10 protein-coding genes are annotated in these 14,436 nt (G+C 67.6%); 5 read left to right on the top strand and 5 right to left on the bottom strand.

Translation table 11 applies throughout. The features are described from left to right. Positions 1-293: 293 nt before the first annotated feature. Positions 294-1,391 carry a TRAP transporter substrate-binding protein gene (locus AB8P05_RS23150; protein WP_472761057.1) on the bottom strand — a complete coding sequence of 366 codons (1,098 nt, stop codon included), beginning with the start codon at positions 1,389-1,391 and terminating at the stop codon, positions 294-296. Between the two features lie 453 nt (positions 1,392-1,844). Between AB8P05_RS23150 and AB8P05_RS23145 the strand changes: the two genes are divergently transcribed. Then, positions 1,845-3,506: a diguanylate cyclase domain-containing protein gene (locus tag AB8P05_RS23145; RefSeq protein ID WP_472761056.1), complete on the top strand. Its 1,662-nt coding sequence runs from the start codon at positions 1,845-1,847 to the stop codon at positions 3,504-3,506. Here the strand turns inward: AB8P05_RS23145 and AB8P05_RS23140 are convergent. The 3 genes from AB8P05_RS23140 to AB8P05_RS23130 form a co-directional block, all read right to left on the bottom strand. Then, the gene (locus tag AB8P05_RS23140) at positions 3,503-4,582 is read right to left on the bottom strand and encodes a zinc-binding metallopeptidase family protein (protein ID WP_472761055.1); all 1,080 of its coding nucleotides are present in this window, start codon (positions 4,580-4,582) and stop codon (positions 3,503-3,505) included. The two genes, AB8P05_RS23145 and AB8P05_RS23140, sit on opposite strands and share 4 nt — an antisense overlap. 152 nt (positions 4,583-4,734) lie before the next feature. Next, positions 4,735-7,068, bottom strand: a complete 2,334-nt coding sequence (gene glgX / locus AB8P05_RS23135; RefSeq protein WP_472761054.1) for a glycogen debranching protein GlgX — start codon at positions 7,066-7,068, stop codon at positions 4,735-4,737. Between the two features lie 121 nt (positions 7,069-7,189). After that, on the bottom strand, positions 7,190-8,161 hold the full coding sequence (locus AB8P05_RS23130) for a LysR substrate-binding domain-containing protein (RefSeq protein ID WP_472761053.1): 972 nt from the start codon (positions 8,159-8,161) through the stop codon (positions 7,190-7,192). 113 nt (positions 8,162-8,274) lie between these two features. On the opposite strand from AB8P05_RS23130, the gene AB8P05_RS23125 reads away from it, so the two are divergent. From AB8P05_RS23125 to AB8P05_RS23115, 3 genes are all read left to right on the top strand, one after another. After that, a complete protein-coding gene (locus tag AB8P05_RS23125) occupies positions 8,275-9,735 on the top strand; it encodes a catalase (RefSeq protein WP_472761052.1) in 1,461 nt (486 codons plus the stop codon). A 270-nt stretch (positions 9,736-10,005) separates the two neighbouring features. Next, positions 10,006-10,452, top strand: coding sequence for a hypothetical protein (locus AB8P05_RS23120; RefSeq protein WP_472761051.1), 447 nt, complete (start codon positions 10,006-10,008; stop codon positions 10,450-10,452). Between the two features lie 244 nt (positions 10,453-10,696). Then, positions 10,697-11,758 (top strand): transglycosylase SLT domain-containing protein, encoded by a 1,062-nt coding sequence (locus AB8P05_RS23115; RefSeq protein WP_472761050.1) that lies wholly within the window; start codon positions 10,697-10,699, stop codon positions 11,756-11,758. 21 nt (positions 11,759-11,779) lie between these two features. On the opposite strand, the gene AB8P05_RS23110 is transcribed toward AB8P05_RS23115, so the two are convergent. After that, positions 11,780-12,721, bottom strand: coding sequence for a LysR family transcriptional regulator (locus AB8P05_RS23110; RefSeq protein ID WP_472761196.1), 942 nt, complete (start codon positions 12,719-12,721; stop codon positions 11,780-11,782). Between the two features lie 375 nt (positions 12,722-13,096). Between AB8P05_RS23110 and AB8P05_RS23105 the strand changes: the two genes are divergently transcribed. Continuing rightward, positions 13,097-14,419 carry a M20 family metallopeptidase gene (locus AB8P05_RS23105; protein ID WP_472761049.1) on the top strand — a complete coding sequence of 441 codons (1,323 nt, stop codon included), beginning with the start codon at positions 13,097-13,099 and terminating at the stop codon, positions 14,417-14,419. The last annotated feature ends 17 nt before the right edge of the window (positions 14,420-14,436 follow it).

Here is a 14,436-nt window from a genome sequence, read left to right as displayed (position 1 = left end):
CCGGCTCCGGGAACGCCACCCCGGCCCGGTCCGTCTTTCTGGCCCTGACGGTAACACGCGTTTAAGAAAATAGACAAGAGGAATGACTATGACTTGATCAATTCAACAGTCTGCCGATTTTTTGTGCAATTGCGAAGGCCATGCCCACGCTTCGACCGGCAGTGTGCTTCATCCGCGTGCGATTGAGAAGACCAATGATCGAGAACGCGGACAGACGGAAGTATGAAAATCAGCGGTCGCCACCGAAAGAGGGGGCGAATCGCCGCAGGCGACCCGCCCCGATCCCCTCCCGATCAGCGCTGCTGGGCCGCCTGGGAGTAGACGAAGCTGTCGAAGCCGTTCTCGGCCACGCGGAACCACAGCCGCTCCTGTTCCAGGAAGGGCTTCCAGCCGTCATAGACCTTCTTGAAGCGCGGGTTGCCGGCCGCGAGCTTGTCGTAGAATTCGAACGCCGCCTTCTCGCAGGCCTGCATCATGTCGCGCGGGAAGGGACGCAGCACGGCGCCGCCGGCGACCAGCCGCTTCAGCGCGGCGGCGTTCAGCGTGTCGTACTTGGCGATCATCCAGGTGTTGGCCTCCCAGCAGGCCTGCTCCAGGATGGTCTGGTAGGATTTCGGCAGCGATTCCCAAGCCTGCATGTTGAACATCAGCGGGATCTGGGCCGACCCCTCCCACCAGCCGGGGTAGTAGTAGTATTTGGCGACCTTGTGGAAGCCCAGCTTCTCGTCGTCGTAGGGACCGACGAACTCCGCCGCGTCGATGGTGCCGCGTTCCAGCGCCGGATAGATGTCGCCGCCGCCGAGCTGCTGCGGGACCAGACCGAAGGGCGTCAGGATCTGGCCGACCAGACCGCCGATGCGCATCTTCAGGCCCTTCAGATCCTCAAGGCTCTTGATCTCCTTGCGGAACCAGCCGCCCATCTGGGCGCTGGTGTTGCCGGCGGGGATGTGGTGGATGTTGTAATCCTTGAACACCTCCCGCATCAGCTCCAGCCCGCCGCCATGCATCATCCAGGCGATGTGCTGGCGCGTGTTCAGGCCGAAGGGCATGGCGGTATCGAAGCAGAAGGTCGGATCCTTGCCGACATAGAAATAGGCGGCCGACTGCCCGCACTCGACAGTGCCGTTCTGCACCGCGTCCAAGACCTGCAGCGCCGGCACGATCTCGCCCGCCGCGAAGGTGCGGATCTGGAACTTGCCGTCGGTCGCGTCGGATACGCGCCGGGCGATGAACTCGGCCGCGCCATAGATGGTGTCGAGGCTCTTGGGATAGCTCGACGCCATGCGCCACTTGATCTCCGGCTGGGAGGTCTGCGCGATGGCCGGGGCCGCGATGGTCCCGGCGGCGGCAAGCCCGACGCCGGCGCTGGAGAGGAACGCACGCCGTTTCATGATGACGACTCTTCCCGATGTTATGGTTCGTTGGGCTAGTATGATAGCGCAACCAACCGTTCGGGGAATCCCCCTTCCGCCGGGGCAACACGGAAAGAGCGGAAGATTCTTGCGGCGCAAACGAAAAATCCAGCCGCAACGGGCTGGATTTTCGGCGACGCAGCATTATTTGTTGTTTCGATCGCCTTTCAGGCGTTTCCTCCCTAAACTCGGGCCGCGGCTCAATAGCTAGCGGCCTTTTCCTTTTTTCGCAATACGCTGAAAGTCAGCTTCGCAAACTTTTTTGGCGGACGCACGACCGGCGCGTGCCAAACGCGAGTAACATTGCTCTCTTACATTGCAGATATCCGCAACTGTTTTGCTTGACCCTTTATAAAGGGCTGGGATGATACAGTGTCTTCACTGGTAGATCCCTGCCCACCCCTTGCGATTCCCGAAAGGACCATGCCGCCAATGACGCCTCTTGGACAGCAGGGCGGCAGGACCGAAGGCCGCCGCCGGGCGCTGGGCCTGCGCGCGACGGTCGCCGTTACCGTGGCGATCCTGGTGCTGGGATCGACGATGGTGAAGGGGCTGGTCGTCGGCAACGGCGCCGCCGATGCGCTGGGGCAGGAGATCGGCGATTCGATGACCGGACTGGCGCAATCGCTGGCGCGGCAGCTCGATTCGACCATGTGGGCACGCGCCAACCAGATCGCCGCGCTGTCGCGGATCGAGGCGCTGAAGGACCCGGCGGTGGCGCAATCGACCATCGACGAGTTGAAGCTGCGCGACCCGACCATCGCCTGGATCGGCATGACCAACGCCGACGGGCGTGTGATGGCTGCGTCCGGCGGGCTGCTGCTGGGGGCGGACATCTCCAGGCGCCCGGTCCACCAGGAAGGCATGAAGGGGCTGTTCGTCGGCGACGTGCACGAGGCGGTGGCCCTGCGCGGCAAGGTGCCGTACCTGGAAGGAGAGACCCCGAAATTCGTCGATGTCTCCGCCCCGCTGCAGAGGGCCGACGGCAGCCCTGTCGGCGTGCTGGCCGCCCATTACAGCTGGGAATGGGCCTATGCCTCGATCAGGCAGCTGACGGAACCGCTCGCCGACCGCCGGGACCTGACGCTCTACATCCTGTCGGCCGACGGCACCGTCCTGATCGGTCCGGACCAGGCGGTGGGAAAGCCGCTGCCGGTGCCGGCGCTGAACGCGAAGCTGCGCGACGGCTGGAGCGCCGATGTCTGGCCGGACGGCGTCACCTATGTGACCGGCGTGGCGCACGGCCGGGGGCTGCATGATTATGCCGGGCTGGGCTGGACGGTAATCGCCCGCCAGCCCGCCAATATCGTGTTCGGCGAGACCAACCGGCTCCGACTGACGATCATCGGGACCGGCATCCTGCTGGCCCTGCTGTTCAGCGTGATCGGCTGGTTCGCCGCCGGGCGCATCGCCCGTCCGCTGGGCGCCATCGCCGACGCCGCCGAACGCATCGGCCATGGCGAGCGCGGCGTCGCCATTCCCGATGTCGGCGGTGCGGCGGAGATCCGCCGGCTGTCCGTTTCGCTGCGGGACATGGTGGACAGCCTGACCAACAAGGATGCCGCCCTGATGCGGCTGGAGGACATCGCCTACGAGGACCGGCTGACCGCGCTGCCGAACCGCCGCTATTTCGAACAGTATGTCGAGGCGTCGACCGGTGGCGGCGGCGGATCGGCGACGATGATGTACATCGACCTCGACGGCTTCAAGCCGGTGAACGACCGGCTCGGCCACGATGCCGGCGACGCCGTGCTGCGGCAGGTCGGCGGCCGGCTCGCCACCATATTCCGCGACGACGACGTGGTCGCCCGGCTGGGCGGCGACGAATTCGCCGCCGTCCTGCCGCGCCGCGCCGGCCGCCCCGCCCCCAATACCGAGGAACTGGCCGCGCGCATCATCGCCGCGGTGAACGAGCCGGTGTCGATCAACGGCGAGAAGGTGCGTGTCGGCTGCTCCATCGGCATCGCCTCCTGGCCGGAGGACGACAGCGACATGGCGACGGTGATGCGCCATGCCGACGCCGCGCTCTACAAGGCCAAGCGCGACGGCCGCAACCGCGCCGTGCGCTGGACAAGGGTCGAGGTGGGGGTCTAGCGCCCCTCCAACCCCCGCACCATTCCGTTCATGAACCCCAGCTTCTCGATCACCGCGGCCGACAGGATGAAGGGGTAGAGGTCCGGCTGGCCCATGCTGCGGTTCAGGCTGTTCACCGCATAGGTCAGGGGCAGCCAGGGTTCGATCAGATCCTCGATGCGCCTTGCCCGGTGAGGATTGAAATCGACTTCGGCTTCCAGTTCCGCCCCTTCGGTGATGCGAGGGCGGATCTTCAGGCCGAAGGCACGGGCGGTCTCCAGCGTGTCGACGATGTGGAGATAGTGTGCCCAGGTTTCGGCGAAATCCTCCCACGGGTGGGCGGTGGCGTAGGAGCTGACGAAATTCGCCTGCCAGTCGGCCGGCGCGCCGTTGGCGTAATGGCGTTTCAGCGCCTCGCCGTAATCCTGCCGCTCGTCGCCGAACAGGGCGCGGAAGCGTTCCAGCAGGGCGGGGTCGTCGCGCACCAGGCGGTCCCAGACATAATGGCCGATCTCGTGCCGGAAATGACCGAGCAGCGTGCGGTAGGGCTCGCCCATGTCGGTGCGGCGCTTCTCGCGCTCGGCGTCATCGGCCTCGGCGACGTTGATGGTGATGAGGCCGTTGGCGTGGCCGGTCAGCACCGGGGTCACCGTGCCGTCGGGGGCGACGGTGTCGGACAGGAAATCGAAGGCCAGCCCTTCGTCCGGATTCTCGATCCGGGTCTGCAACGGCAGCTTCAGGTTGGTCAGCGTGTAGAACAGGTGATGCTTCGCCATCTCCAGCTTGCGCCAGAGCGTAAGGTTGGCGGTGTCCGACAGGTCGGGGATGGTGCGGTTGTGCCGGCAGGCGGCGCAGTGGGTATCCGGCGAATCGGCCGGAAGCATCCAGTTGCAGGCGTCCAGCTCGGCGTTCGCACAGAATTTGTAGAGCGATTCGCTGGTGGCGAGCGCGCTCCACACCCCGTCATGGTCGGTCGGGTCGATGGCCGACAGGGTGCCCACGTCCGGCAGATAGCCCAGCCGGTAGCCGCAGCGCTCGCACAGCGTGTTCTCGAAGTAGAGCGGCTGATGGCAGTTCTGGCATTCGAAGAGTTTCATGGCGGGGGATCCGGGGGCCAGGAGATCCCCTCTCCCCCCGGGGAGAGGGTTAGGGTGAGGGGGAAGCGCGGCGGGACCTTCGTAAAAATCCTGCGGTGCATCCCCCTCACCCCGACCCTCTCCCCGGGGGAGAGGGGGAATTGCGCATCGGTTCAGCTGGGTTTCTTCGCTTCGGGCTTGGCCTCGGCAGCCGCTTCCACCTTTTCCGGTTCCTTCGCCACCGGTTCCTTCGCCTCCATCGGCTCCGCCGGCTTTTCCTCGGCCTCGGCGGTTTCCTCGCCGAAGGACAGGGTCGGGCTTTCGGCGACGCTGCGCAGCGCGCGGGCGGCGCGGCGGAGCGCGAAGGAGGTCTTGCCATCCGGCTCCAGCGCCAGCAGCAGCAGCGAGCGGCCGGTCACCATGTACCCCTCGCCGGTGTTGACGCGCGGCACCTCGTCGGGGTCGGGCAGGTTGGTGTCGACCAGACAGCGCCAGACGCTGCCGCCGGTCACCTCCGGCAGGGTGAACTCCACCACGTCATGATGCGCGTTGATGACCAGCAGCAGGGTGGCGTCCATCGCCGGGCGCTTTATGCCGCTGGCCTGCGCGCGGCCGTCCAGCAGCATGCCCAGGCAGCGGGCGTTGCCGTCGTGCCAGTTGCCCTCCTCCATCTCGTCGCCGGCGGGGGTCAGCCAGGTGACGTCCTTCACGTCGAACTCGGCATTGTATTCGCCCGACAGGAAACGGCCGCGGCGCAGCATGGGGAAGGACTGGCGCACCGCCACCACGCGGCGGACGAACTCGATCAGGGCCTGCCCGTCCTCGTCGATGTCGTCCCAGTTCAGCCACGCCGTCTCGTTGTCCTGGCAATAGGCGTTGTTGTTGCCGTGCTGGGTGTTGCCGAACTCGTCGCCGGCCAGCAGCATCGGCGAGCCCTGCGACAGCAGCAGCGTCGCCAGCATGTTGCGCTTCTGGCGTTCGCGGAGCGACCTGATCTCGGGGTCGTCGGTCGGCCCTTCCACCCCATGGTTCCAGGACAGATTGTGCGAGTGGCCGTCGTTGTTGCCCTCCCCGTTCGCCTCGTTGTGCTTATCGTTGTAGGAGACGAGGTCGTTCAGCGTGTAGCCGTCATGGGCGGTGATGAAGTTCACGCTGGCCCAGGGCTTGCGCCCGCGCTTGTTGAAGAGATCGGCCGAGCCGCACAGCCGCGGCGCCACCTCCGGCAGCTTGCCCTCGTCGCCCTTCCAGAAGGCGCGGACGGTGTCGCGGTAGCGATCGTTCCACTCCGCCCAGCCCGGCGGGAAGTTGCCGACCTGATAGCCGCCGGGACCGCAGTCCCACGGCTCGGCGATCAGCTTGACGCTGTTGAGGATCGGGTCCTGCAGGCAGCTGTCGAGGAAGCCGCCGCCCTCGTCGAAGCCATAGGGCTCGCGGCCGAGGATGGTGGCGAGGTCGAAACGGAAACCGTCGACATGCATCTCCGTCGCCCAGTAGCGGAGGCTGTCGGTGACCATCTGCAGCACGCGCGGATGGCTGAGGTTGACGGTGTTCCCGGTCCCCGTCTCGTTGATGTAGTAGCGCTTCTGGTCCGGGATCAGGCGGTAGTAGGAGGCGTTGTCGATGCCCTTGAAGGACAGGGTCGGCCCGCGCTCGTTGCCCTCGGCGGTGTGGTTGTAGACGACGTCAAGGATCACCTCGAGCCCGGCATTGTGGAGATGGGCGACCATCTCCTTGAATTCCTTGATGGCGTTGCCCGACGCGGCATAGCGCGGCTCCGGCGCGAAGAAGCCGATGGAGTTGTAGCCCCAGTAGTTGGCAAGCCCCTTGTCGACCAGATGCTGGTCCTGGACGAAGGCATGGACCGGCAGCAGCTCCACCGAGGTGACGCCGAGCGACTTGATGTAGTCCACCACCTCCTTCACCGCCATGCCGCCATAGGTGCCGCGCAGGCTGTCGGGCACCGCCGGATGCAGCTTGGTAAAGCCCTTCACATGGGTTTCATAGAAGATGGTGCGGTCCCAGGCGGTGCCGGGCTTGTGGTCGCGGCCCCAGGTGAAGGCCGGGTCGATCACCTTGCACTTGGGCATGAAGGGCGCGCTGTCGCGCTCGTCATAGGTCAGGTCGTCGCCCGATTCCATCACATAGCCGAAATGGGCCGGGTTCCAGCGGATCTCGCCGACCAGTTCCTTTGCGTAGGGGTCGAGCAGAAGCTTGTTGGGGTTGAAGCGGTGGCCGTTCTCCGGCTCGTACGGGCCGTACACGCGGTAGCCGTAGAGCAGGCCGGGACGGGCGTCGGGCAGATAGCCGTGCCAGATCTCGTTGGTGAATTCGGGAAGCTCGATCCGTTCGAGTTCCTCTTCGGTGCTTTCATCGAACAGACACAGTTCGACCTTGGTCGCGTTGGCGGAAAACAAGGCGAAGTTGACGCCGAGACCGTCCCACGTCGCGCCCAGGGGAAAGGGCAATCCTTCACCGAGCCGCGTTGCCTGTTTCAGGATGTTTGCCATGATCGCCCGTTTCTCCGCCTGGATCGAAAGTCGTGCCCTCGCTCCTGGACAGTGAGAAGCGCGGGCCGAGCCTTCAACCCGGCCGATGGGCGCTTGTTCCTTCCCGAAATTCCTCCGACCTTCAGGATAGGACCGGGCCGGTGCCGGCCGGCATCCCGCAGCGCAGCAAGGCCGCCAGATCGCGCAAGCCGCGGTCGCGCGGGTCGCTGGCCCGCCAGACCAGGCCGATGACGCGGCCGGGCAGATCGGAGCCGCTGGAAGGGCCATCGGTGGGACCGCCGGCAGCACCGTCGAAGGGGCGGTATTCCACCAGCCCACCGACGCTGGCCGACTGGCCGGCCTCCCCTTGCGTCGCCAGCAGCGGCATCAGCGTGCAGCCCGCACCGGCGGCCACCATGTGGCGCAGCGTCTCCAGCCCGGTGGCGTGGACGCCGCCGCCGCGCGCGCTCAGACCGCAGGCGGCCAGCGCCTGATCGCGCAGGCAATGCCCCTCCTCCAGCAGCAGGAGTTCGGACGGGTCGAGGTCGTTCAGCGACAGGGTGGGCGACGAACAGAGCCGGTGGCCGGCGGGATGGGCGAGCAGGAAGGGCTCGAAGAACAGCGATTCGGCCACCAGCCCGTCGCTCTCCACCGGCAGGGCCAGCAGCACGGCGTCGAGCCGGCCGTCGCGCAGCTCTTCCAGCAGGCTGTCGGTGCGCCCCTCCGACAGGGTCAGCGACAGGTCGGGCCAGGCATCGCGCATCGCCGGCAGGATGTGGGGGAACAGGTAGGGCCCCAGCGTGTGGATCGCCGCCAGCCGCAGCCGCCCGGTCAACGCCCCGCCCGACCCGTCGGCGAGGGCAAGCAGCCGCCGTGCCTCCTCCAGCACCATGCGGGCCTGGGCGACGATGGCCTCGCCGCGCGGGGTCAGCAGCACCTTGCGGCTGGTCCGCTCGAACAGGGAGAGGCCGAGCGACTCCTCCAGCTTGCGGATCTGGGCGCTCAGCGACGGCTGGCTGACGGCGCAGCGTTCGGCGGCACGGCCGAAATGGCGCAGCTCGGCGACGGCGACGACATATTCCAGGTCACGCAGCGACAGGGCGGAGAGATTCATAGACGGTGCCTATGGGAGCATTTCCTTCAATGTCTTGGATATATCGTTCAAGACGCCGGATAACCAGAGGCGAGACAATGACGCCGCATCGAGCGACACCCGCCTTAACGAGGATGACCCGGATGAGCACCCTGACCACCAGCTTCGGCCAGCCCGTTCCCGACAACCAGAATTCGCTGAGCGCCGGGCCGCGCGGTCCGCTGCTGCTGCAGGACTTCCACCTGATCGAGAAGCTGGCCCACTTCAACCGCGAACGCATTCCGGAGCGCGTGGTCCACGCCAAGGGGGCCGGCGCCTATGGCAGCTTTCGCGTCACCCGCGACGTGACCGGCTGGACCAAGGCCGCTTTCCTGTCGTCGGTGGGCAAGGAGACGCCGGTCTTCCTGCGCTTCTCCACCGTCGGCGGCGAGAAGGGCTCCGCCGATGCCGAGCGCGACCCGCGCGGCTTCGCCGTGAAGTTCTATACGGAAGAGGGCAACTACGATCTGGTCGGCAACAACACGCCGGTCTTCTTTCTGCGCGACCCGCTGAAGTTCCCGGACTTCATCCACACCCAGAAGCGCAATCCGGCCACCAACCTGAAGGACCCCACCGCCATGTGGGACTTCTTCTCGCTGTCGCCGGAGACGATGCACCAGCTGACCATCCTGTTCAGCGACCGCGGCACGCCGCGCAGCTACCGCCACATGGACGGCTTCAGCAGCCACACCTTCTCTTGGATCAACGCGGCGAACGAGCGCTTCTGGGTCAAGTATCACTTCAAGACCCGCCAGGGCATCCAGAACTTCACCGCCGAGCAGGCAGTGACGATGGGCGGCATCGACCCCGACCACGCCACCCGCGACCTGTTCGCCTCGATCGAGGACGGCGACTTCCCGGCCTGGACCGTCTCGGTGCAGATCATGCCGGAGGCGGAGGCCGACGATTACCGCATCAACCCGTTCGACCTGACCAAGGTGTGGCCGCACGCCGACTATCCGCTGATCGAGATCGGCGAGCTGGTGCTGAACCGCAACCCGGAGAACTTCTTCGCGGAGACCGAACAGTCCGCCTTCAGCCCGGCCAGCGTGGTGCCCGGCATCTCCTTCAGCCCCGACAAGATGCTGCAGGGCCGGCTGTTCGCCTATGCCGACGCCCACCGCTACCGGCTGGGCGGCAACTATGCCCAGATCCCCGTGAACAAGCCGCAGGGCTGCCCGGTCCACAACTACCAGCGCGACGGCGCCATGCGCACCGACGGCAACGGCGGCGGCCGGCCGAACTACGAGCCGAACAGCTTCGGCGGCCCGACCCAGACCGGTGTCGCCAGCGAGCCGCCGCTGCGCATCCGCGGCGACGCCGCCCACTATGACCACCGCGAGGGCAACGACGACTACGCCCAGGCCGGCGCGCTGTTCCGCCTGATCGGCGCCCAGGCCCAGGCCCGCCTGATGGACAACATCGCCGGCAGCCTGGGCAAGGTCCCGCTGTTCATCCAGCAGCGCCAGCTGAAGCATTTCCTGGCCGCCGACCCGGCCTATGGCGAGGGCATGGCCAAGCGGCTGGGCCTGACCGTGGCGCAGGCCGCGGAGTGAGGTGAGGTTTCCGGCCCTTCCGCGGCTTTGCGGAGGGGCCGGCTTCGAGATGCCGCGCCCATCCCCCTGGGCGCTGGCATGAGTGCCGGCATCCAGCCGCGCATTTCCCCGACTGACTTGCTGCCCCCTTCCCCGTCTCGGGAAGGGGGCATTTTTTGTCGCGATCCCTCCCCGTCCCCACCCAAACGGTGTGGTCACCGCTTGGGGGCAGACAAAGCGGCGGCCGGCGTCCTAAAGTCGCGCCTTCAGCGCGACAGCTTCGATGACGGAATGGGACGGGACCACGATACGGACGGATCAGGCGGCGGACGATCCACCAGCGCCTTGACCGGCAAGGGGCTGGATACCCTGCTGGCGGCGGCGGAGACGCTGCCGCATGCGCCGGAGGATGCGTGGCGGCTCGACCTGTTCCGGGTGGCGCTGCGCATCGCGCGGTCCACCGAGTCGGTGGCGGATCTGGAACGCGCCAACCTCGCCTTCAGGGCGCTGCCGCACCGGCTGCGCAACCCGCTGGTCGACCGGGCCGCCATGCTGGCCCGGCGCGAGGCGGAGCGTGCGCAGGTGACCGCCGAGCCGGAGGACGAACCCAAATCCGGCGGGCTGCTGGGCGGGCTGTTCGGACGCGGCGGCGGGCGGCCCAGCCGGAAGACCGCCAAGGAACGTCTGATGCGCGAGCTGACGACCTGCCGTGACCCGGACGACGACCGGGAGATCTGATCGCCGCGGAACCGGTACTCCGCAGGACCCGGGCAACGGGACAGGCAACGGAAATCCCGGTAGAGGACGATCCGGACGGCAGATGCCCGTCCGGCCGCTTGTCCGTCCGATGGAGACCGGCCCCCTCCCCCTCCGCGTTCCCCGGCCGCGTCGAAGGTCACAGCCGGGACGGTTTACGGCGGGGCCGGAATGTGCAAAGGTCGCTACCTCCAAATCGGGCTTATCCTAAAGTTAGAATCAAACGATGACCGGGGGTTCCGTGCGTCGCCTGAAGCCGTTGCTGACCTGCGCCGCCCTGACCGCCCTGCTGAGCGCCTGCGCCAGCGGCGGCGGATCGCACCGCACCGCCACGCCGGCGGAGATCGATGCCCACATTGCCGAGGCATCCAAGCGGTTCGACATGCCGGAACTGTGGATCCGCGAGGTCATCCGCCAGGAAAGCGGCGGGCGCACCACCGTCAACGGCAAGCCCATCGTCAGCAAGGCCGGCGCCATGGGCCTGATGCAGGTGATGCCCGGCACCTATGAGGAGATGCGGCGCAAGCACGATCTGGGCTCCGACCCGTTCGACCCGCGCGACAATATCATCGCCGGCACCGCATACCTGCGCGAGATGTACAACCTGTTCGGCGCACCGGGATTCCTCGGCGCCTACAATTGCGGTCCGGGTTGCTACGGCGACTATCTGGCCGGCAAGCGCAGCCTGCCGGGCGAGACGCGGCGCTACATCGCGTCGGTCGGCCCGCGGCTGAACCGCACCCCCGCCCCCAACGGCGCCGATATCGTGCTGGTCAGCGCGCCATCGTCCGATTCGCCGCCGGACTTCGGGTCGTCCTACTCGTCGCCGCGGCCCTCGCCGTCCTATTCGGCCCCCTCCTACACTCCGCCGGCCACGCCGCCCGCGGCCAGCCGGCCACAGCCGAGCAGGCCGCCCATCGCCGTCGCGGCACTGCCGGCGCCGGCCCCGGCAGTCAGGGTGGTGGCGCCCGACACCTCGACGCCCGACGCGCCGGCGCCGCGGCCGGTGGCGACGATGGCCGGGCCGGCGACGGCCGGCGGCGGGGTGTGGACGGTGCAGCTCGGCGCCTTCCGGTCGCCCGACGACAGCCAGCGCGTGATCGACCGCGCCCGCAACTCCATGCCGGTGCTGTCGCGCTCGCAACGGATCGTGCAGGCGGTGGACACCCAGACCGGGCCGCTCTACCGCGCCCGCCTGTCCGGCCTGTCGCAGCAGGACGCGGCCAGCGCCTGCAACGGGCTGGTCAACATCGGCATGGCCTGCTTCGTGGTGGCGCCTGGGGCCTGACCGGCCCCACGCCGTTCGCCCCTACCCCTGTTCCGCCGGGGCGGCTATCCCGGCCAGTTCCCGTGCCGGGGCGGCGGCGAGCGCCGTCTGCAGATAGTCCAGGAAGGCGCGCTCGGCGCGGTTCAGCTTGGCCTGCTCGTTCCAGATCAGGTGGACGTTGACCGGCGCGATCCCCTCATAGGGCGGCAGTTCCCACAGCATGCCGTCATCCACGTCGCGGGCGGCAATGTGTTCCGGCAGGGGACCGATGCCGAGCCCGCAGAGGATCATGCGCCGCACCTCCTCCAGGTTGGCCGAGGACGCCACGACCCGGCCGGCGAAGCCCTCCCGCGCGCGGAACAGGGTCAGCGGCGACAGCGCGCCGTCGATCTGGTCGGAGGTGAAGGAGACGAAATTCTCGTGCCGCAGTTCGGCGATGTCGATGTCGCGCTGGCCGAACAGGCGGAAATCGGGGCCGCAATAGAGCCGGTAGGTCTGGCGCAGGAACACCTGGGCGGACAGGCCGGGGATCGGTTCGCGCAGCAGGCAGATCGCCATGGCGCCGACCCGCTGCTGCAGCGCGATATGCGCGTCGGCCGACGCCATGACGTCGATGCGGAAGGTCACCTGCGGGTACATCCGGTGGAATTCCCGCAGCGACCGGTCGAGCAGCGGCGTCTGGATGCGACTGGTCATCAGGATGTGGACATGGCCGCTGATCTCGTCCTTGGCGTCGCGCACCAGGGCGCCCAGGCGCGACACGGTGGCGTGGATCGCCACCGCCTCGTCATAGACCTGCTCGCCGGCGGCGGTGACGGCGAAGCGGCCGGGGCCGCGGTCGATCAGCGTGCGGCCGAGCTGCTCCTCCAGCCGCTTCAGGGCCAGGCTGACTGCGGGCTGCGTCAAAAACAGGCGGACGGACGCCTTGGTGATGCTCCCCTCCTGCACGATCACCATGAAGGTGCGCAGCAGGTTCCAGTCCATCTGCTGGCCCAGCCGGGCCAAAGCCTGCCGTTCCGCCTCGGTTTCGTTCACCGCCTGCCCCTTGTCCGCTTTGCCCTTATCCACTCTGCCCGATTCCGGTGCTTTCGTTCGATCGCCCAAATTCTACGCACATGAATGCCCAGTGAGCAACTGCGGCATAAATCAAACTCATGGGCGAAATGAAAAATGCTTATTTGCCACGTCGCATTCGTCATCGCCTAATCGACACATGGCGGTCCTCAAACATCGCCAAGCCGGACAAGCATAGCGTCGCATTATAGCGGCCATATCCATTTGGGATAGGCCATGCGGCAACCGCTTTGTCTTTTTCCAGCCGACCGCGCAATCCTGCCGCAGCGGCGAAGAGGATTCGGAATGACACGAGAAACGGCAGACCGTCTCGACCATGCGTTGCCGGACCCCGGCCTGCGCGCCGCGATCCTGGATGCCGCCGACGCAGCACAGGACGATTGCGTGGCCCTGCTGTCCGACCTCGTGCGCCAGCCGTCGCTGCTGGGGGAGGAAGCGGGGGCGCAGGCGCTGATGGCCGAGCGCTTCGCCGCGCTCGGTCTGGAGGTCGACCGCTTCGACGTGGATGAGGAGGCGATCTCCCGCATGCCGGGCTTCTCGCCGCCGGTCCGTCCCGGCGCCTATGCCGGGCGCGAGAATGTCGTCGGCGTCCATCGCCCGCGCGAGGCGAAGGGCCGCTCGCTGATCCTGAACGGCCACATCGATGTGGTGCCGGCCGGCCCGGCGGAGCTGTGGACCACCCCGCCCTTCGAGCCGCGCATCGCCGACGGCCGGCTCTACGGCCGCGGCGCCGGCGACATGAAGGCGGGCATCGCCGCCTACACCTCTGCATTTGACGCTCTGCGCAAGCTGGGCTACCGGCCGGCCGCCCCCGTCTATCTGCAGTCGGTGATCGAGGAGGAGTGCACCGGCAACGGCGCGCTCGCCTGCCTGCATCGCGGCTACCGCGCCGACGCCGCGGTGATCCCGGAGCCGTTCAACCATTCCATCTCCGTCGCCCAGGTCGGCGTGATGTGGCTGCGGCTGGTGCTGACCGGCACGCCGGCCCATGTGCTCGACACCTCGGCGGGCGTGAACGCCATCGAGGCGGCCTATGCGCTGGCGGCGCATCTGAAGGCGCTGGAGGTGCGCTGGAACGAGCCGGCCTGCCGCCATCCCGCCTTCTGCGGCCATGCCCATCCCGTCAACGTCAATCTCGGCCGGATCGAGGGCGGTGAGTGGCCGTCGTCAGTCCCGACGCGCTGCGCGCTCGACCTCCGGCTCGGCTTCTTCCCCGGGCAGGAGCCGGAGGCGGTCCGCGCCGAGGTGACCCGGGCGGTGGAGCAGGCCCGCTCCACCGACCCGGCCTTGTCTGGCGTCGGCGTCGAGTTGCAGTGGAACGGCTTCCAGGCCGCCGGCTGCGAGATCGACCCGGCCCACCCGCTGGTGACCATGCTGGCCGACAGCCACCGCGCCGTGCGCGGCGGCGACCCGGAACTGGAGGCGCTGACCTGCACCACCGACGCGCGCTTCTTCCAGCTGTACGGCGACACGCCCGCCACCTGCTACGGCCCCGAGGCGACGCGCATCCACGGCATCGACGAATCGGTGTCGCTGGACAGCCTGCGCGACGTGACCCGCGTGCTGGCGCTGTTCATCGCCGGCTGGTGCGGCCTGGAACCCCTCTGATCCCTTTCCCGACGAGA

The sequence above is a fragment of the Azospirillum sp. VT-I1 genome (assembly GCF_055698305.1).
The sequence above is the reverse complement of the archived record's forward strand: the minus strand, read 5'-3'. Positions and strand labels throughout refer to the sequence as shown.